Origin of the sequence: Pleomorphomonas sp. T1.2MG-36 (assembly GCF_950100655.1) — a bacterium.
Lineage (GTDB): Bacteria > Pseudomonadota > Alphaproteobacteria > Rhizobiales > Pleomorphomonadaceae > Pleomorphomonas.
Window position 1 is genome coordinate 1 of the sequence record NZ_CATNLY010000008.1, and the last position, 20,076, is coordinate 20,076.

General features: G+C 51.0%; 16 protein-coding genes and 1 pseudogene. 14 read left to right on the forward strand and 3 right to left on the reverse strand.

Translation table 11 applies throughout. From position 1 onward, the window contains the following. The 7 genes from QQZ18_RS06880 to QQZ18_RS06905 form a co-directional block, all read left to right on the forward strand. Positions 1 to 298, forward strand: a 298-nt coding sequence (locus tag QQZ18_RS06880) for a sugar phosphate nucleotidyltransferase (protein ID WP_284539402.1), incomplete at its 5' end; no start/stop codon positions are given. Between the two features lie 434 nt (positions 299 to 732). Continuing rightward, entirely contained in the window at positions 733 to 1,236 is a 504-nt protein-coding gene (nusG, locus tag QQZ18_RS06885) for a transcription termination/antitermination protein NusG (protein ID WP_284539404.1), read from the forward strand. A gap of 238 nt (positions 1,237 to 1,474) precedes the next feature. Next, on the forward strand, positions 1,475 to 2,434 hold the full coding sequence (locus tag QQZ18_RS06890) for an NAD-dependent epimerase/dehydratase family protein (RefSeq protein WP_284539406.1): 960 nt from the start codon (positions 1,475 to 1,477) through the stop codon (positions 2,432 to 2,434). 21 nt (positions 2,435 to 2,455) lie between these two features. Continuing rightward, positions 2,456 to 3,766 carry a UDP-glucose dehydrogenase family protein gene (locus tag QQZ18_RS06895; protein ID WP_284539408.1) on the forward strand — a complete coding sequence of 437 codons (1,311 nt, stop codon included), beginning with the start codon at positions 2,456 to 2,458 and terminating at the stop codon, positions 3,764 to 3,766. A gap of 108 nt (positions 3,767 to 3,874) precedes the next feature. Continuing rightward, positions 3,875 to 4,603 carry a glycosyltransferase gene (locus QQZ18_RS06900; protein ID WP_284539411.1) on the forward strand — a complete coding sequence of 243 codons (729 nt, stop codon included), beginning with the start codon at positions 3,875 to 3,877 and terminating at the stop codon, positions 4,601 to 4,603. A 12-nt stretch (positions 4,604 to 4,615) separates the two neighbouring features. Next, positions 4,616 to 5,233, forward strand: a complete 618-nt coding sequence (locus QQZ18_RS23760) for a phosphoribosyltransferase family protein (protein WP_446728617.1) — start codon at positions 4,616 to 4,618, stop codon at positions 5,231 to 5,233. Positions 5,234 to 5,459: 226 nt separating this feature from the next. Then, positions 5,460 to 6,140 (forward strand): HAD family hydrolase, encoded by a 681-nt coding sequence (locus QQZ18_RS06905; RefSeq protein WP_284539413.1) that lies wholly within the window; start codon positions 5,460 to 5,462, stop codon positions 6,138 to 6,140. A 588-nt stretch (positions 6,141 to 6,728) separates the two neighbouring features. Here the strand turns inward: QQZ18_RS06905 and QQZ18_RS06910 are convergent. Beyond that, positions 6,729 to 7,796 (reverse strand): IS630 family transposase, encoded by a 1,068-nt coding sequence (locus tag QQZ18_RS06910; RefSeq protein ID WP_284539414.1) that lies wholly within the window; start codon positions 7,794 to 7,796, stop codon positions 6,729 to 6,731. Positions 7,797 to 9,862: 2,066 nt separating this feature from the next. Continuing rightward, positions 9,863 to 10,930 (reverse strand): IS630 family transposase, encoded by a 1,068-nt coding sequence (locus QQZ18_RS06915; RefSeq protein ID WP_284539414.1) that lies wholly within the window; start codon positions 10,928 to 10,930, stop codon positions 9,863 to 9,865. A 489-nt stretch (positions 10,931 to 11,419) separates the two neighbouring features. On the opposite strand from QQZ18_RS06915, the gene QQZ18_RS06920 reads away from it, so the two are divergent. The 4 genes from QQZ18_RS06920 (at position 11,420) to QQZ18_RS06935 (ending at position 15,274) form a co-directional block, all read left to right on the forward strand. Further along, a complete protein-coding gene (locus QQZ18_RS06920) occupies positions 11,420 to 12,733 on the forward strand; it encodes an oligosaccharide flippase family protein (protein WP_284539417.1) in 1,314 nt (437 codons plus the stop codon). 441 nt (positions 12,734 to 13,174) lie between these two features. After that, positions 13,175 to 13,996, forward strand: coding sequence for a glycosyltransferase family 2 protein (locus QQZ18_RS06925; RefSeq protein ID WP_284539419.1), 822 nt, complete (start codon positions 13,175 to 13,177; stop codon positions 13,994 to 13,996). Between the two features lie 304 nt (positions 13,997 to 14,300). Further along, positions 14,301 to 14,462 carry a hypothetical protein gene (locus QQZ18_RS06930; RefSeq protein WP_284539420.1) on the forward strand — a complete coding sequence of 54 codons (162 nt, stop codon included), beginning with the start codon at positions 14,301 to 14,303 and terminating at the stop codon, positions 14,460 to 14,462. Positions 14,463 to 14,620: 158 nt separating this feature from the next. Further along, positions 14,621 to 15,274, forward strand: a complete 654-nt coding sequence (locus QQZ18_RS06935) for an IS630 family transposase (RefSeq protein WP_284539429.1) — start codon at positions 14,621 to 14,623, stop codon at positions 15,272 to 15,274. Positions 15,275 to 15,591: 317 nt separating this feature from the next. On the opposite strand, the pseudogene QQZ18_RS06940 reads toward QQZ18_RS06935, so the two are convergent. Further along, positions 15,592 to 16,642 (reverse strand): annotated as a pseudogene (locus tag QQZ18_RS06940) (integrase core domain-containing protein). Between the two features lie 549 nt (positions 16,643 to 17,191). Here QQZ18_RS06940 and QQZ18_RS06945 point away from each other — a divergent pair. From QQZ18_RS06945 to rfbC, 3 genes are all read left to right on the forward strand, one after another. After that, a complete protein-coding gene (locus QQZ18_RS06945) occupies positions 17,192 to 18,010 on the forward strand; it encodes a hypothetical protein (RefSeq protein ID WP_284539422.1) in 819 nt (272 codons plus the stop codon). Next, positions 18,007 to 18,870 carry a glycosyltransferase gene (locus QQZ18_RS06950; RefSeq protein WP_284539425.1) on the forward strand — a complete coding sequence of 288 codons (864 nt, stop codon included), beginning with the start codon at positions 18,007 to 18,009 and terminating at the stop codon, positions 18,868 to 18,870. The genes QQZ18_RS06945 and QQZ18_RS06950 overlap by 4 nt, the downstream gene beginning before the upstream one ends. 812 nt (positions 18,871 to 19,682) lie before the next feature. Beyond that, on the forward strand, positions 19,683 to 20,076 hold a 394-nt coding region (gene rfbC, locus QQZ18_RS06955), incomplete at its 3' end, for a dTDP-4-dehydrorhamnose 3,5-epimerase (RefSeq protein ID WP_284539427.1).

The following is a 20,076-nucleotide window of genomic DNA, read 5'->3' on the forward strand; positions in this document are numbered from 1 at the left end:
AGAGCTCGAGATCACCGACGTCAACAGGGCCTATCTCGAGCGTGGCAAGCTCAACGTCGAACTGATGGGCCGCGGCTATGCTTGGCTCGACACCGGCACCCCCGACAGCCTGCTCGAAGCCGGCGACTTCGTCGGCACCCTGCAACGCCGCCAAGGCATCAAGATCGCCTGCCCCGAGGAGATCGCCTTCCGTAACGGCTTCATCGATCGCAACCAACTGGAAACACTCGGAAAGAAGCTCGGTAAAAGCGAATATGGAAGATACCTTCTGAACCTTGGGCACCTGCCCCGCCGCTGAACCGTGACCGGTTTGCTGCATCATGGATAGATTGATCGGTTGCAGTTGACACTGTGCCGTAATTGAAAGTACCATTAGCTATTAGTCGTAGAGAGGTCGAGCTAGGCCGCTTTTGTTTGATATCTGTTGTTTGGGTTTATGTATTGAGGCAATAAATTGGGGGATTTGTTGCAGTATTTTCAAAATGAAATTGGCGTCGCTCCAAGATTTGCTTTTTTTGTTCGTTTTTGGCCTGGTTTCTGCTCCCGATCTCGAAAATTATGTTCGCGATAAGATGGCGCGATAATTGCTTTAGTTTTCTGTAGTGGTCGTAATGGCCCTCCCTGGGGTCATTTGGGATCAAACGGCGCGCAGTGATCGCGAAAAGGGGCCTTATGGAAAGTTCGTTGTCCCAAGGGGCTACAGACGTATCTGGGTCTGCTTTTGATGGGCCCATGGAGAGCGAGCGTTGGTTCGCAGCTATGACCCAGCCGCAGCGAGAGGGGATCGCGGTCGATAACCTTCGTCGCCAAGGCTTTCATACATTCTCTCCCCTTGAAAAAGTGGTGCGCCGCCACGCGCGCAAGACGGTTGCGACGACGGCTCCAGTTTTTCGCGGCTATGTTTTCGTGCGGTTGGATCCGATGCGGGCGCGCTGGCGGTCCATCAACGGAACGCTGGGTGTCCGGTCCTTGGTGGCCAACGGCGACGCGCCTCTGGCGATCAAGCCAGGCGTTATCGAGACCCTGGTCGCCTCGACCAACGCCGACGGTATTCTTGAGTTCATCGATCCGTTGCAGCCTGGAATGATAGTGCGCCTCAGGGCTGGACCGTTTGCCGACGAGCTTGGGGTGATCGAGCGCCTTGATGGGCGTGGCCGGCTGGTGTTGTTGATGAGTTTGATGGGTGGTCAGGTGCGGGCGGGCGTGTCTCGCGACATGGTTCTGAAAGTGGCCTGATCGTTGTTTGGTTGACGCGTAGATAGCCTCCGATCGAGGCGTGGGAGATCGATCCTGCGACTGTTCGTGTGCGGCAGTGATTTGGGTCCAGGTGAAGTGGTTTCACCCGGAGTGCGGTAGCTTTTGCCCGGACGTTATGTGTCCGGTAAGTGGCTTTATCGAACGTTTGAAGCAAATTTGAGCCGCCTTGGAAGCCTGTTCGAAAATTACAAGGGCTGATGGCGGCAGGGAGATTTCATTGGCTGAAAAAGTTATTGTTTTCGGCGGCTCCGGTTTTATCGGAACGCATCTCACGCGACGCTTGGTCGCCGAAGGTGTTGAGGTCATCTCGGTAGACATTAAGCCGCAACGAGAAACGCTGCCTGGCGTGGACTACCGGATTGCCGACGTCCGCGATCTTTCTGGCTTTTGGGTCGATGGAGCGATTAGCCGAATTTACAATTTTGCGGCCATTCACACAACGCCCGGCCATCCCATTCACGAGTACTACGAGACGAATATCTTGGGCGCGCTTTCAATTACAGATTTCGCTGCCAGGAATGGCGTTAGCGAGATCGTCTTCACGAGTTCAATCTCTGTCTATGGACCGAGTGAGGAGATGAAGACAGAGCAAACACCTCCGGCGCCTGAATCAGCCTACGGATACTCGAAGCTCATCTCCGAGCGCATTCATCGCCAATGGTTTGAATCTTCATCAGGTCGAAAGTTGACCATCGTCCGCCCGGCAGTCGTCTTTGGGGGAGGCGAGGGCGGCAATTTCACAAGGCTTGCGACACTGCTCAAGAAGGGCTTCTTCATTTATCCGGGCCGCAAAGATACGATTAAGGCCTGCATCTACGTTGAAGACCTCCTCGACGCGATCGAATTCGCACGAAATAAGGCGGAACCGTTTATTCTATTCAACGGTGCCTATCCCCAGCGCTACACGCTCGAACAAATCATTTCGGCAATGATAAGCGGTCATTTTCCCAAAGCGCGCACCTTCATGGTCCCAAAAGCGTTGGTACTTGCAGGTGCTCGACTGCTTAAAGTGTTGGATGCCTTTCACATCGGAATTCACCCCGATCGCGTCATGAAGCTGGTGCGCTCTACTGACATTTATCCGGGATGGTTGACGTCTCAAGGGCGAGAATACCCAAACGCTATTGAAACTGCTTTGATGCGTTGGAGCGCCGAAAGCGGTGGTAGGTTCAACTAATATTTCCAAGAAAGTATATTGATGAAGATCGTGATGATAGGATCTGGCTACGTTGGTCTTGTATCGGGAACGTGCTTTGCCGATTTCGGCCATGACGTCGTCTGCATGGACAAGGCGGTGGAGAAGATCGAGGCGCTGGAGCGCGGCGAGATCCCGATCTACGAGCCCGGTCTCGACGCCCTGGTCGCTGCCAACGTCAAGTCTGGCCGGCTGACCTTCACCACCGATCTCGCCGGCCCGGTGGCAGACGCCGATGTGGTGTTCATCGCCGTCGGAACGCCGTCGCGTCGCGGTGACGGCCATGCCGATCTCTCCTATGTCTATGCGGCGGCCCGCGAGATCGCCGCGGCGGTCAAGGGCTTCACCGTTGTCGTTACCAAGTCGACCGTGCCGGTCGGCACTGGTGACGAGGTCGAGCGCATCATCCGCGAGACCAACCCCAACGCCGACGTCGCCGTCGTCTCCAATCCCGAGTTCCTGCGCGAAGGCGCCGCCATCGACGACTTCAAGCGGCCCGACCGCATCGTCATCGGCTACGAGGACGAACGCGCTCGCGAGGTGATGACCGAGGTCTACCGGCCGCTCTACCTCAATCAGGCGCCGCTGCTGTTCACCAAGCGTCGCACCTCCGAACTGATCAAGTACGCCGGCAACGCCTTCCTGGCCATGAAGATCACCTTCATCAACGAGATCGCCGATCTCTGCGAGAAGGTTGGCGCCGACGTGCAGCAGGTAGCACGCGGCATTGGCCTTGACGGCCGCATCGGTGGCAAGTTCCTGCACGCCGGCCCTGGCTACGGTGGCTCGTGCTTCCCCAAGGACACTCTGGCGCTGGTCAAGACCGCCCAGGATTACGACAGCCCGATCCGGCTCATCGAGACCACCGTGGCCGTCAACGACACGCGCAAGCGGGCGATGGCGCGCAAGGTGGTCCAGGCAGTCGGCGGCGACGTGCGCGGCAAGACGGTGGCCGTGCTAGGCCTCACCTTCAAGCCGATGACCGACGACATGCGCGACAGCCCGGCGATCTCCATCATCCAGGCCTTGCAGGATGCCGGCGCCAAGGTACGCGGCTTCGACCCCGAGGGCATGGACAACGCCAAGAAGCTGATCGAGGGCATCGCCTATGTCGGCAGCGCCTACGAGGCGGCCAAGGGCGCCGACGCGCTCTGCATCGTCACCGAGTGGAACGAGTTCCGGGCGCTCGACTTCCCCCGCCTCAAGGCGGTGATGAAGGCGCCTGTGCTGGTCGATCTCAGGAACATCTACCGACCCGAGGAAGTCGAGAAGCACGGCTTCAGCTATGTGAGCGTCGGACGTTCGCAAACGTAGTTTAGATGCACCAACTATACATAAAATGCTGCTCTAATTTTAAATTAGAATAAATTGAATATACTATCCATCGTATACTAATAGATATTCCAATATACGGAGTGCGCAGTGCTGAAATCGTCATTTGAGTACGCGATATGTTTAGCGACATACAACGGAGAAAAATATCTGCGAGATCAGATAGACTCAATACTTTGTCAATTAACTTCTTCCGATGTTTTATTTGTTTCAGACGACGGATCAAAAGATTCAACAAAAGATATATTGTCGAGTTACGGTGGGAAGCTGCGGGTTGTTTCAACAGAACGTGCGGGTGGTGTTGTCCGTAATTTCGAGCGCGTTTTGCAAGCCGCCTATGATTCTGGAGCGTCATATTTCTTGTTAGTCGATCAGGACGATGTTTGGGTCAATGGCCGTATGGATTTATTTCGGGCGGCTCTATCCCGGTATGATTTGGCTCTATTGGATGCTGAGATCACCAATGAGAATCTAACAAAAACAGGTCGGAGTCTTTTTGAAGTAAATAGAACAGGTCCAGGATTTATAAAGAATTACATAAAGAATGGATATGTCGGTTGTTGTATGGCGTTTAGACGCGATGTACTGAAGGTTTCTCTGCCGTTTCCGCCCGGGGTTGTATGGCACGATTGGTATATCGGCTTAATAGCTGAGTTGATGTTCGTTCCTTATCATAGAAAACAAACCTGCCTTTTCTATAGAAGGCATGGAGATAACTTATCTCCAACGGGAGATAAGTCAAATAACGGAAGTATAACTAAGTTAATATTAAGATTAAGAATGCTGTTCGCTATTCTCGTGGCTGTCATTCGGAAATAGGGTGGTTGTGTGATGAGGGTAGTTGATCTTAGGAGAGAGCAAGATTTCGACGACGCATGTCGGAAGTTATGTCTTTTAGTAAAAAGTAAAAATAGAACCGTAGATCTGGTTGTGAGCGTAGAAACGGGCGGTCGTTTCGTTGGGGAGAAGTTCGTAGAGTTCTATAATCCCGGTATGCCAAATTTTGTTGTGAAGAGGCAGAGAAAAGGAACGAAAACAAAACAGAAATACTCGATATTCAGTCGAATGATCGGAATCATGCCAGATGTAGCTCATAACCTGTTGAGAGTTGTGGAACATCATGCCAGGCAGTTTTTCTATGAAAGAAAGAACAGACGACCTCGAATATCCAACGTGGAAATTGTCAATGATATATCTGGTTCTGTAAACGAAGAGTCGATGATTCTAATCATAGACGATGCTGTCGATAGCGGAAGTACGCTTCTAGACGTTATTAGCTTCGTAAAACAACGTTATCCAAACTCAGAAATACAAACATGTGCTATCACGATCACGTTTAAGAATCCGATAGTTAAAGTAGATTATCACATATACAAAGATACTTTGGTAAAATTTCCATGGTCTATGGACTCTAAGCATGAAAGAGGGGCAGGATCTAGTCATGTGTGATGCCGGAGAAGAAACGCATATGTAGGGGTTTTTTAAGGCGCGCGATCGACAAAGCAGATATAACTATTATCATATGGTATGTTTTATTATGGTTTCTTCGAGAGAAAATTATATTATCGATAATTGACACTAGAGCACTCTTCGGAGAATTTTGACCTAGAATCGCGGGTAGATATTTTCTATTTCAGAAAAATTTATGGGGAAATTTGCCTGTAGGAGTAAGAAAATGTCTGTAGCCTCTACGGAGACCCTCGACAGGATAAAAACTATATATGTCGATCTTGATGGCACTTTGGTCACGTGTAACTCTTTTCATCGATGGCTTATATTCACAATAATGATCGGCGGAGTTAAATACTCAACCAAATTTAGAATAATATTAATCTGCCTAAAGCGACTGATTGGAAACATAACACATTGGGATATGAAGAGGGAGGTCCTAAAAATAGTGACGTCAAATAAGGAGGAATGTAGGAGAAATGATGACGTTCGCTTTGCAATTGTTTTGTTCAGGTACTTAAATAAAGATGTTTTGGGTTTTATAAATCTTATGAGGAAGAAAGGTTCTGCCGTTATACTGGCGACGGCTGCGCCGTCTAACTATTCGGAAGTACTTGCGGATCGACTTGGTTTCGACGGCTGTTTGTCAACTTTTTGTGTCGATCCAGCAGGGGGAGAGTGGGTCGAGAACATTGGTGTTAACAAGAGAAATTCAATAATGAGAGATATGGCTGATCGGTGTGTTAACAAAGATGAGTGCGCAATTATAACCGATCATTTTGATGACATTCCATCTATGAGCCTAGTTAGCGTTACAGTTTGGGTTGGCAAAGCGGACAGAAAGTGTCTCCCGGATCAGTTCTCTGCCTATGCAATAGATAAGAAGAGTTTCAGTTTAAAAATGTGAGGTTTGACCTTGCGGGCTCTACTTTGTGATGCTGGTATCGGGAGCAAGTGGAAAAAATCCCAACGACAGGGCGGCGAGCAAGTGCTTGAGTGTTTCGGAAACGGGCCGAGCAACTGGGTAATACGGCTGGGTAGGCCGCAGCATAGACTTTGCTAGCTTCTACTGGGGCGCCGATTCCTGCTTGAGGAACTGGCCGACCCGAAGGACCTGTGGTCGGTCCTAAGGCCAGCGAGTAAGTCCTCGCTCTGGCGCCTCGACGGTCCCGCCTATGTGGCCACAGTCGCATAGAGGCGCTGCTGGTGATGGGAGCAAGCGGGCCTCGTCGGTCACAATCTAGAAGATCCTCAACAACCGCGGGATCTGGCCGGTGGCCGGCGTCGGGGACCCGCAAGGCCAAGACACCGATCGGACACTGTGCCGAGCGGGTTGCCTTTGTTAAGCGACACACTCGGCGTTGTCAGGCGCTGTGCTAGGGCGCGCTGTTCAGCAGCAACCTAAAGGAGTCGGAAACGTCTAGCTCCGCGCCTTGGTCGACACACCTTTGAGTCATACCCCTTATACTTTCTGCGTGTCACCTAGTGCACTGACTCAGTCAGCAGGTTCAGGCAATCGTCTGAGTTTTGCGAGGATGGTTTCGGCTGGCTTTGTCCAGACGAAAGGCTTTGGGTCGGAATTCTGTTTGCGAATGTAGACGCGAATGGTGTCCTGAAGATCGGCGACGGAGGTAAAGGCTCTGCGGCGTATGGCTTTGCGGGTGAGAACCGAGAAGAAGTTCTCGACGGCGTTGAGCCACGATCCCGAGGTCGGCGTGAAATGAAACACCCGGCGCGGATGATCGGCGAGCCACTCCAGGACCTTCGGGTGCTTGTGGGTGGCGTAGTTGTCGAGGATGGCGTTGACGATCTTGCCGGCCGGCACGACACGCTCGACGGCGTTGAGGAATTTGATGAACTCCTGATGCCGATGCTTGGGCATGCAGCGGCCGACGACGATGCCGTGGAGGACATCGAGGGCGGCGACCCGGGTAGTAGTGCCGTTACGCTTGTAGTCGTGCGTCATGGTGCCGCACTTGCCGGGCTTCAGCGGCACCGGGTTGAGTTCGGTCGAGGGCCTGGATCTGGCTCTTTCCGTCGATCGAGACGACGACGGCATGAGCTGGCGGCTCCATGTAGAGGCCACGATATCCTCGACCTTGGCGGCAAACGCCGGATCGTTGGACCTCTTGAAGGTCCGCGGCCGATGAGGCTGGAGGCGATGGATCTCCCAAGTGCGCTGGATAGATCGCAGCGAGATACCGAAGGCCTTGGCCATCGCTCGGCCGGTCCAATGGGTTACTGCCCCGGGTGGCTCGGAGCAGGTCAGGGCGACGATCCGCGAGACGACGGGTGTCGGAAGGGGCGGTGTGCCAGGCTTGCGGGTCTTGTCTCGAAGAAGGCCGTCGACACCTTCTTCGGCGAAGCGCTGCTGCCATCGCCAGACGGCCGGCCGGCTGACGCCAGCACGTCGCGCCACTTCGAGCACCGGCAAACGATCGCCGGATAGAAGCACGATCTTGGCGCGTTGCACATGTTTGAGGGGGCAGTTGCGGTCACCGACGATCTGATCGAGGCGATCGCGATCGGCGCTGTTCAGGATGATGCTGACGGTCTGGGCCATGACCACAGACTCACACATCTCACGCGCGACGTGAATCTACCATCTGCGTCAATGCACTAGCTCGTCCACCATAATGCCGAACGGCCTCACCTCGAGTACTGGAACATGAACCTTCCATTTAGAAAAATCTTAGGCAACTTAGCGACTAAGAAGCTTAAGAGAAGACTTTAGCCGCGAGGCTTAGGTAGCCCTTGGCTTTAATGCAAGCTTCCTTCGCTGTCATCAGACGAAGGGAGGACGCATAAGCAGGAAATCGTTTTGTTACATCAGCTTTGAGCGTGTAAATGTGATCGACCCTCGGCGGCATGGAGACTAGAAAAGTACGTAAAAATCGACTCCAAAGTAGGCGAGTATAGCGGTCTTCATGTTCTGATATGCGCCAGTGGGCGGACTCGCGATCGACGGAATTTGACTTAGAAGTACCCAAAGGCTCTGGATGTAACCCGCATTGGAAGAAAATGTCCTACTTTCTGTTCATAATAAGCACTATATCCCAATCTGTAGGTGGCGTAGGAAATGTAATTCCTGCCGGAGAGTTGGGTGGGAGACTATTTTTCTACATATCAGTTGCATTTATAATATCCGCAATCATCGAATGGACGTTATATCCACGAGTGCTAGGTATTTTCACTAAGAAGTACATCTTTATATCTGTTATAATAGTTCTAGTTATTGTCTCGTCGTCGTTAATTAATTATGAAAGCATAAATAATACGTTTGGTATGGGAATGACAGGTTGGGAGTTGTTCTTTAGGTCAGCGTTCGTGCTTGTATACATGATGATATTTTTCATTTTTGTCGCGCATATGTTAGAGAGTTATCAAGAGCCTATAGAGAAATATACGTATCCATTCATTCTTTTGTCATGGATACTAATACTCGTTGCATTACTTGAAATATTTTCTTGGTACAATGAGCCGGTAAAGTCAATTCTCGTGTCGATTCGAACGTTGTATTCAACTCGACCGGAGGTTGAACCATTCAGAGTAGCTGGGCTAGATTACGAGACGTCTTTCTACACCATAACTTTAATATCGTGTATCCCGGCGCTTCTGTATTCTGACTTGTCGTACGGAAAGAGTGTTATAAATATAAGGAATGCTATACTATTAGTTATACTTGGAGTGTCCGGATCTCGCACCGCAATGATGTATCTCGCGCTTGCTACGCTTGCATCAATTCTATTTGTAGTAAATAGAGACTCATTAAGAAAGCGGCTGATAACGTTATCAATCGGATTTGTTCTTGTGCTGGGGCCATTATTCCCGTTCTTGGCGCAAGCCTACAATTTAGAATCCGAGAGCCTATCAAATCTTACCCGAACGTTACAGGCCGCTTCGGCAAGTCAATTAGGATTTACATATCCATTTGGATTCGGATTTGGGCAAGCCAATATTCAAGTCGCTGCCAATTTTGCGTCTAGACTAATTCAGAGTCAAGAAATTGAGCTATTTCTCACAGGAGCTCGTGGTCAAGCTTTCTCTCCAGTGTATAGCTGGTACGCGAGAACGATATGCGAAATCGGATTTGTTCCTTATTACTTACTGGTAGTTGCCTTTTGCATAGCGATCCATAGAGTATTAAGTGTCTCTGTCAGGAGATGTGAGGAAATATTGGTCGTGTCAACTGTTGTCGCCTTCCAAGCGGCTTCATTTTCATTTGAGGGATACCATTTCTGGTCGCTCTGGCAGATAGTTCTGGTTTGTTGTTTGGTGTATGGTTGTTCAGAACGCAATAAGAGGTGTTCGACGATAAATAGTCAAAGCAAGACCGGCCTATCAATGCGTTAAGTCATTCGCGGTTTTCTACCGATTAAAATTGTTGTTGCTCTCGCTGGCTCCACCAAGCACTGGAGTCGACTTTGTTTTGCATCAGCTCACATGGCGCTTCGGCATCACTCAAAGTGATCGGCGTCTGCACACGAGAACGCCGGGCGTTGTTGGCAGACACGCCGCTGTGAGGTTCGCGAGCTCGATTGGGAGATCGCCGAGCCCGCCCTTTCAATGACGGTCGCCTCTGGCAACGGCGTCGGGCTTAACAGCAACATCCTCACCTAGTGCACTGACTCAGTCAGCAGGTTCAGGCAATCGTCTGAGTTTTGCGAGGATGGTTTCGGCTGGCTTTGTCCAGACGAAAGGCTTTGGGTCGGAATTCTGTTTGCGAATGTAGACGCGAATGGTGTCCTGAAGATCGGCGACGGAGGTAAAGGCTCTGCGGCGTATGGCTTTGCGGGTGAGAACCGAGAAGAAGTTCTCGACGGCGTTGAGCCACGATCCCGAGGTCGGCGTGAAATGAAACACCCGGCGCGGATGATCGGCGAGCCACTCCAGGACCTTCGGGTGCTTGTGGGTGGCGTAGTTGTCGAGGATGGCGTTGACGATCTTGCCGGCCGGCACGACACGCTCGACGGCGTTGAGGAATTTGATGAACTCCTGATGCCGATGCTTGGGCATGCAGCGGCCGACGACGATGCCGTGGAGGACATCGAGGGCGGCGACCCGGGTAGTAGTGCCGTTACGCTTGTAGTCGTGCGTCATGGTGCCGCACTTGCCGGGCTTCAGCGGCACCGGGTTGAGTTCGGTCGAGGGCCTGGATCTGGCTCTTTCCGTCGATCGAGACGACGACGGCATGAGCTGGCGGCTCCATGTAGAGGCCACGATATCCTCGACCTTGGCGGCAAACGCCGGATCGTTGGACCTCTTGAAGGTCCGCGGCCGATGAGGCTGGAGGCGATGGATCTCCCAAGTGCGCTGGATAGATCGCAGCGAGATACCGAAGGCCTTGGCCATCGCTCGGCCGGTCCAATGGGTTACTGCCCCGGGTGGCTCGGAGCAGGTCAGGGCGACGATCCGCGAGACGACGGGTGTCGGAAGGGGCGGTGTGCCAGGCTTGCGGGTCTTGTCTCGAAGAAGGCCGTCGACACCTTCTTCGGCGAAGCGCTGCTGCCATCGCCAGACGGCCGGCCGGCTGACGCCAGCACGTCGCGCCACTTCGAGCACCGGCAAACGATCGCCGGATAGAAGCACGATCTTGGCGCGTTGCACATGTTTGAGGGGGCAGTTGCGGTCACCGACGATCTGATCGAGGCGATCGCGATCGGCGCTGTTCAGGATGATGCTGACGGTCTGGGCCATGACCACAGACTCACACATCTCACGCGCGACGTGAATCTACCATCTGCGTCAATGCACTAGCAGAATGCGGGAGTCGAATAACACCACGCTGCTCGCTCTGGGCAAGGCGACGCAAAACGGCGTCATTGACGCTTCAACGGCCGTCTGCGCGATGAGTTGCTCAACGAGACGCCGTTCGCCTCAATCACCTAGGCAACGGCCGTATTGTCGAACTCGAGGGTAGACTACAACACAGATCGTCCGCAATCCCGGATCGGATGACGCACCCCGGCCTGTTTGCAGCAATCTTCCCATCCCGCTTGGCTCAAGTGCTCCGCCAAGCAAAACCATCCCGCGCCTGCGCTCGGCATCACTGCCCGTAAGGTCGAAACTGGCGCCAAAAGCGAACTCAGAACCGGATAACTCGTTAGGACAACCGCATTGCCTGGAGCCGCAATGGTTATCTGAGGCTGCAATTCAATTTATACACATTTTTCTGTAGGTAAATTTATGATTAGAGAGTTTCTATCGCTATTAATACGTGGAGCGTCATCAAGATACGTTGTGTATATAGCTTCACTAGTAAATAATATTATTCTATCTAGAATTCTGACGCCAGACGATTTCGGTTTGATGGTGTCGGTACTTTTAATATATGGATTCATGCAACAGGTAACAGAGTCTGGAATTACGCCTATTATTATCTCAAGGCGCGATTTGTCACCAGAGGACGCCGGGGGCATATTTAAAGCAACTGCTTTACTTGGTTTCATGAATTCAATCATAATAGTGGCCGCGGTGGCTGCTCTGAGCCAAGCGAAAGTGTTAAATTGGAGCACAAACCTCGTCGCGATAGTATCGACCGCCGCTATAATATCATGTATGACTACAGTTCCGCAGTCTATTATACAAAAAAGACAGAAATTTTTTATATTTGCAATAGCCGGATTTCTGTCCGAGCTCATTGGTGGACTAGTTTCATTATCGTTTTATCGTTTTCATATATTGAGTGGGGCGGATATACTTGGGGTGAAACTATTAACATCTGTGGTGGTCTCGTTTGTTGTTGGCGTTTACTGGTTACGAAGATCTGGGGAGATAATTTTCTCTGGAGATATATCGGCATCTATGAAGTTAAGGCAGCAGGGTAAATTCCAAGTATTGTTTAATATCATGATATACATAACGAGGAACGCCGATAATTTTGTGATAGCTCAGTTCTTTGGGTCTCGGCAGTTAGGCGTCTATGATAAAGCGTATCAACTAATGAGATACCCGATCACTCTATTATCATATGCAATCGGACCAACACTCCTAGGCGCGCTAGTGAGCAAAAATCTTTCAGGTATAGAGGTATCACGACTCATTGAGAAATTGGCGATTATATCGCTACTCATGTCAATTCCTCTATCTGTCGTGATATTCATTCTGTCTCCTATTGCCATTCCAGCTATTTTCGGAGAGAATTGGGAGAGATCATCAAGCATACTAAAAATATTAACTCTATCGTTGCCGTTGCAAATAATATCAGCTACTAGCGGAAGCGTTTATCAGGCAATGAATAGGAATGATCTTCTTTTGCTGAGTGGGGTGCTTAACTGCTTCTGCATGGCCGGTGCGTTGGCCATTGGCGTTATGTTTGGAAAAGTAGAGGCGATAGCTTGGGCGACATCTGTTTCATTTATTGTTGGGTACTTTATCAACTATTATATTCTATACAACAAATGTCTGAAGTGTAGTGCAGCTCGATTTCTCTGGAGTACGGGTGTCCCTACGGTTTCAATGGCAGTTGTATTGGGTATATTTGGAGGGTACGGAGCTTAATCGTATTTCTGGCAGTGTTGTTGATACGGGAACCGACTGATTGCTGGTTAGGTTTCTCGGAGAGGCGGTGTGGTGGAGTTTGACATACGTATCTACAGACCGTGTTGAGCATCCTCGATGCATCTGAGAGGTTTCCGGGTGTCGTTACACCAAGATTACCCCTCTACTGGGGTGACTGGCGGGTGAGCGCGGACTGGGTAATATTAAAGATTTGCTGCACACCGAGATATACAGCGCCAACAGGCGCCGGTTTTGGTCTGGTGGATGTTAAGTATCACATCTTGATGTTCCTAGGTCTGTGCCCCCACAATCAGATTCATCGTAGTCCCCGGCTAGTTCGAGTAGAACACAGTGAGTAAGCGGCAGCACGAAGGTCGGACCACTTGCCATTCCTCCTCCACTAGATACTATTCAAATATATTCCATATATAGAGGCAGAAAATGGAAAAAGTTGAGATATTGATGGCAACCTACAATGGCGAGAATTATCTATCTGAACAGATTGAATCAATTATTAAGCAATCATATAGGAACTGGGCACTTATTATTCACGATGATGGATCGTCGGACTCGACGCTGGAGATTGTTTCGAGTTTCTCAAAACGAGATGATAGAATAACTGTTATCTCTGATGGAGAGGTTTTTCGATCTGCCTCCAAGAATTTTGAGCATCTGGCAAAACTATCGAGTGCGAAATACGTATGCTTTAGCGATCAAGACGACGTGTGGCGCGAAGATCATGTGCTGAACTTGGTCGAAGAAATCGAGTCGCAGGATATAGATGGCAGGCCGCGCTTGGTATTCTCTGATTGTACTGTCGTTGATAAAGAATTAAACGAGATGTACGCGTCGTTAGTTAAGTTTAGGAGAACAAAGCCAAGACTTTCACGATCTTTGAAGATGATGAGCGTTAGAAATTGCGTCACCGGGTGCGCAATGATATTGAATCGAGCTGCTATTGAAGTGAGCATTCCTTTCCATAGCAGTGCAAACATGCACGATCATTGGATTTCATTATGTGTTTTGAAAAATGGTGGAGATGTTACGTTTCTCGATAAGATAACCGTTAATTATAGACAACACACCGGTAATGTTATTGGGGCGGATGGCCCGGGCGTATACAGGAAATTGGTGTCTAAAGGTGAGATGAAGAAAAGCATAAGAAGGACATGGTCAGCGTATGAACAGGCAAAAGAAATCGGGGCAGTAAGAAATTATGTCCAGTTTTTGGTGCTGAAAATGCTTGCAAAGATGAGTTATTAACAGAAATGCGAGCGAACCGGATCGAAATACACAAAACTAACGCTTAAAAGGTATTCGTGTTCTTTGCGGGCGGGGGCGAGGGGTACTGAATGTCATCAAATAGGCGAAGGACTTTTTTGCTGTGATCGCTTAGGCTAAATAAGAAAACGTGTAGGTGACAGAATCGTGCGTTCTTCTTGCGTTCGCCTCCGCAACGAATCCACTGATCGGCCCGTTTGCATATAATACCGGTTTCGTCAGATGCTGACTCACGGTCTATGCAAATCAGTTTGTCTCTGATTCCCTCCTCGTTGGGGGAGGATTGATGATGCCGAGCAAACTGATCATTCGGACGGATATCAGCGTGGAGACGCTGCGTCGGCGGGCGCGACTTGAATGGGATGGCAGGGTTGCAGCTCGGCTTCTGGCAATCGCCAACGCCCTTGACGGCATGAGCCGTGCCGAGGCGGCGAGAGCGGCTGGGTGATCCGCTTCAACGCTGAAGGGATCGCCGGCCTTTGCGATCGCAAGCGCTCTGGTCCGAAGCCGCTTTTGGACGAAGGCCAGCAGGCGGCCTTGCGGACCATGGTCCTGCGCGGTCCCGGTCCGGATCGGGACGGCGTTTCTGCCTAGCGCCTCACCGACATCTGTCGCCTCTGCGAGGAGCGCTTCGGCGTGACCTACTCGGTCAGCGGCATGTTCGATCATCTGAAGGGTCTCGACCTTAGCTGGCAGAAGAGCCGGCCGCGTCACCTCAGGCCGATGCTGCCGCCCAGAAGGCGTTCAAAAAGGGGGCTCGCCAAAGCTGTGAAGCGCATCGCCAAGCTGCACGAAGGCAAACAGATTCAGCTCTGGCTCCAGGACGAAGCCCGTGTCGGACGGAAAGGACGCAACGCCCATGTCTGGTTCGAGAAGGGCATCCTACCGGTCATGCGCACCGACAAGCGCTTCAAATCTGTCTACATCTACGGCGCCATCCATCCCGGCACCGATGACGCCTTCGCTCTGATCCTACCCAGAGCCGATACCGAGATGATGCGCCTCGACTTCGATACCTTCGCACAAAGCCTGCCCACCGATGTCCATGTCGTGCTGGTACTCGACAAGGACGGATGGCACGTCACCGGGCGACTCAAACCACCAGACAACCTCAGCCTCGTTCATCTGCCGGCCTACTCCTTCGAGCTCAACCCGTCGAACGCCTCTGGTTCTACCTCAAGGAGCGCTTCCTTTCCCACCGCATCTTCAACGACCAGCATGCCATCGTCGAAGCCTGCGCAAAGGCTTGGAACGACCTAAAGACGGAAACGGGGCGCATCGCTTCGCTCACCGACTATCCCTACATCAGAAAGGTCAGGCCCTAACGGAACTGGTATAACGCTCCTGCCGTCGCCACCTGGTAGGCTGTAGGCTCATAAGCCCGCTTGCAATTTACGCGACTCAAGGTGCCCGACATTGCCGATAGCATGCCGTCGATATGAACTCCGTTGGAATTCAAACGGTCGATCTTGTTCATGGCCTATCAGAAAATCTAGCGGCGTGCTCCATGTTGATAGTTTTCTGTGCACTAAGTGGCACTTTTCGGCGCTTCGGGACAGAACATATCATGTGTCCTCTTAAGATTCCTGGTTGATAAACTTACTGACTGTTTCCCAGGATCTTCTGCCCATGTTTCGATATCCGAGATGGGGCCTTTCGGTGTTGTAATGGACGAGCCAGGCGTCGAGGTCTTCCTGTAGGGCTTCGACGCTGGCGTGAAAGGTCTCGCATATCTTCAGTCGGAAGGACAGGTCCAGCACTGTGCCGTTGAAGTGTTCGACGAAGCCATTGGTGCGGGGCGTGCGGACCCGGGGTCTTGCGATGCTCGATGCCGGCCAGAGCGAGATCGAGTTCGAACGGGTGCGCGTGTCTGTGCCGCAGAACTCGCGGCCGTTGTCGGTCAGGATGGCGCCGACCTTGAGCCCGATGCGCTCGTAGAGTGGCAATATGTCGTTGTGCACCACAGCGCCACCGCCTCGGGCTGCTTGGAGGCGGGCAGAACTCCGAAGGCGTAGGAGCCCGTAGGCGTCGACCACGGCGTGGAGATAGACCGGCCGTCAACCCTTCAGGTTGCCGACGAATAGCGTGTCCTGACACAGTAATTCGCTGGGCATGGCGCTCTTGACGTGGCGTTCGCAGAGCGCCGGACTGAGCTTCTCGATGAAGGCGACCTGCTCGGCGGTAGTTTCGATCGGGGTCTCGGCCTTGCGGTTCTCCAGCGCCAGCCAACGGTCGTAACGTGTGCCGAGACTATGGTCGTTGAGGATCATCTGGATGGTGATTGCCGAGACCCGTTTGCCTTCAGTATCAGCATCAGCATCGCCTCGATACGATTGCAGCTATAGGCGGGATGATCGAGCGCCAGGCTAGGATGCGCTCGCTCACGCCAACCGGCGTCGTCTTCGGGGGCAACTTGTGGATCGGCTGCAGGTCTTTCAGGCCAGCGAGACCTTCGAGCTGGAACTTTCGCTTCCACTCTTAGAAGCTCGTCCAATCCATGCCACAGTTACGGCGGGCCTTGGCCGCGTTACCCGGTTGCTCGGCCAGTTCCAGAACGCTCAGGCGCTGACGCGCCACTTGCTCCGGGGCATCATGCCAACTCCTCCCAATGCCAGTATTGCACGGGATGAAGCCTAAGAGGACACATAATGGTCAGCCCGAAGGCCATTGCTGCCTATCCATCTGTTACGACCGCTTCGTTCCATGCCAGAACGTTGGTGCGTTGAGTCGGCCTTTCGAAGCGATCTTCGAGCATTGTGATGGCGATGTCATCATGATCCGTCGACCTTTGACCATGTCCAATATCACGCGATCACTATGGAGTAAGTTGGCGAAACAGAGCGCTCCCCGTGGGGCTCGATAGCGGGGGGCAAACACCTGTCGACACCGAAGGCCGCGGCGCCTACTTCTGCCTGATCGACGGCTACGTTGCGGCCACGACAGCGATGCCATGCACACGCTAGGATAGTAGGGCTGTCCAGAGTTGTCTACACAGGTTTAGAGGGCTCCTGGGCATCGCAATGTGCGACGATAAGTGGCATGCAAACTGCGTAGGCACCCTAAAGCTCGCTGCATATATGAGGTATCGGTGAACAAAACGGTAAGTATTTTATACATACCGCTGATATTTCTGGCGAAATATAAGTGTACATCTCATATACTATGGAGATACTACTCATGAAAAGAGTGGCGATTTGTTTCTTTGGGATAACACGTTCGTTGAGATTTACAGAAAGTAGTATTACTAAGAGAATTATAAACCCCCTAAGAAATAGATTTAGCGTCGATGTATATGGTCATTTCTATAATATAAATAGAGTAGTGAATGCTAGAAGTAAAGAAAATGACATTGCCGATCAAACAGAGGTGAATCTGATTGATTTTAAAGATCTTAGGTTGGAGGACCCAGGAAGCAGAACTGTTATGGAGAGATTCGAACTATCTTCACCGTATGGCGATTGTTGGAATGATGATTTTGCCTCCCTAAGAAATGTCACCCATCAGTTGTACTCATTGAGAACAGTTTTTGGCTTGTGCGGGAGTTGCGATTATGATTACTATGTGTTTGTTAGGCCGGACTTGTTGTATCACGACGACATAATGTCGATGTTTGATTGTATTCTCCCTCAAGGGCGGTCTAGCGGAAGCGTTGTTGTACCGGGTTGGCAGTCTCACGGCGGTGTCAATGATCGCTTCTCATTGTGTTCTGGGAGAGACGCCGCGAAAGTATACGCGGGAAGATTTGATGCAATTGAGGATTTCTTGAGAAGTAAGAAGTGTTCTTTTCACTCCGAGCGGCATCTTCTTTTTGTCCTTGAGCGAAGCCGCGTTAATATTGCGTTTACATCTATTAGGGCAAGTAGAGTGCGCGCTAATGGTTATGTAAGAAAGGAAGATTTTCTAGTAGAAGGGCTTCCCCGGTGGTTTGGAACAAGAGCAAGAAACTTTTATGTGCATTATGATGTATGGAAAAATGGATTGAGGTTTGAGCAATGAGCGAACTTGTTAGTGTTTATATTACGACCAAAAATAGAGGGCCTTTGCTTAAGCGGGCGATTCAGTCGGTCCAGAGGCAAGGCATTGATAACATTGAGATAATTATCTCTGACGACGGTTCCGTTGATGAAACCCCCCAAATTGTTGCAACTCTTGCCCAAGCTGATCGACGTATAAAATTGATACGGTCGGAGTACAGTAGAGGCGCATGTGTTGCAAGAAACGCCGCTATTTTTCAAGCAAATGGTGATTTCATAACCGGTCTAGATGATGATGATGAATTTACTGATGATCGAATAGAGGTTTTTTTAAATGAGTGGCGAGAAAATTACTCATTTATATGCTCAAATATAAGAAATATATGCGACGGTAAGACGTGGGCTGAATATGGTGCGGGAGATGAAGTGTTCGGAGTCAATGATCTGTACAAGATTAATAACGCTGGAAGCCAGGTATTTACGCGAACTTCTCGTTTGAAAGGAATTGGAGGATTTGGAGAAACGGTTAGGAGGCTACAGGATTGGGATACATGGCTACGCCTTTCTTCTGAGTGGGGAGAGTTTTTGCGGCTTGGCCTTGAGACGTACATTATGCATCATGAGATAACTTTAGGTATGGAGCGCGTGTCAAGAAAGTATCCGTATGAGTATGCATATCAGGAGCTTATTGATCGGAACGCGGACGCGTTTAATGACGAGGTAGCTGCTGCGGCTCGGCGGAGGGTGAAGTATCTGAATTTCGATTACAGGATAGTGGATGCCTACAGAGATGTGTTGTTTGGCGAATACGGGCAGCCAATTAAGTATATACCTAAGCGATTAATTCGAAGGAAGCACGGTCACACGGTGGGCGGTGTGTAGGCTTTAGAGAATTTATATTGTGCATTGTCTCATTATAAAGAGTATCCTTCAGTAAGGAATGAAAACAACTTCTCAACCTTTTCGACGGGAAAGAGCTTCTTGTCCTAGCCGACGTCTGGGTATAGGCTCTGCCGAGCGAAGGTTATTTGAAACTGTGTTTTTCATAGCTATCTGCTTAAGCGCACTATGTCAGAAGCGAGTACCTGCTTCATGATGGTTTTGAGTTTTTGACCGTTGCGAGCGTAGCGTAATCCAACAAGGTATTCGTTTAGAGTACATGGTGATCGAGATCACTAAGTCCCGACATATGAGCTTTCCCGCTACTCCAAGGAATCAGAAGTCCAGGCGCCGCCGTAACCATGGCAAGTCTGCATGATAGAGAGACTTTTAGTCTCGTTAGCAACTGGTAGAAGGAGTTTAACATTCCTTTCTCGATGGGTTATGTGAAGTCCGATCGCAACTACGGCAACTGTATATACCGAAAGCATGCGTTCGCCTCGCAGATTGGCCAGCAAGATAGTCCTTCTCTTGAAGGGCGCTGACGTCATGAGAAAGGGCGGCGGCATTTTTGACTGGGGGCGATGTCCGGAGACTCGAGATACGCACGAAATGCTGGCTGTTGCCCAGAGTGCCGTTTTGAGGCAGTTATACCTCGAGTGCTAGCAGTTTTCGCTTTACGTGAGAGGCGCATGGATATAATAGTGGAGGATTAGAATAGATATAAATTAAATCAAACAGCCGAAGAATTTTGTTTATCTCGGTTTGTTTTTGTAGCTACTTTTGAGTATTCTCGTTTAGTAAATGGGGGACATATGCAGTTCGAACGCTCCTCTTTAGATGGTCTGTTTCTTGTTGTTCCCCGTCGCCATGGCGACGCGCGTGGTTATTTTGTCGAGACGTTTCGCGAGGATCTGTTCTCGGCGGCTTTTGGTCCTGTTCATTTTGTTCAGGACAACCAGTCGATGTCGGCCGAGGTCGGCACGGTGCGCGGCCTGCACTTCCAGTTGAACCCGAGGGCGCAGGGCAAGCTCGTCCGTTGCCTCGTCGGCGCAATCCTGGATGTGGCCGTCGACATTCGCCGGGGCTCGCCGACCTACGGCCAGCATGTGAAGGTGGAACTCTCCGCCGACAACGGTCAGCAGCTCTGGGTGCCGCCGGGCTTTGCGCATGGCTTCTGCACGCTCGAACCCAATACCGTCATCGCCT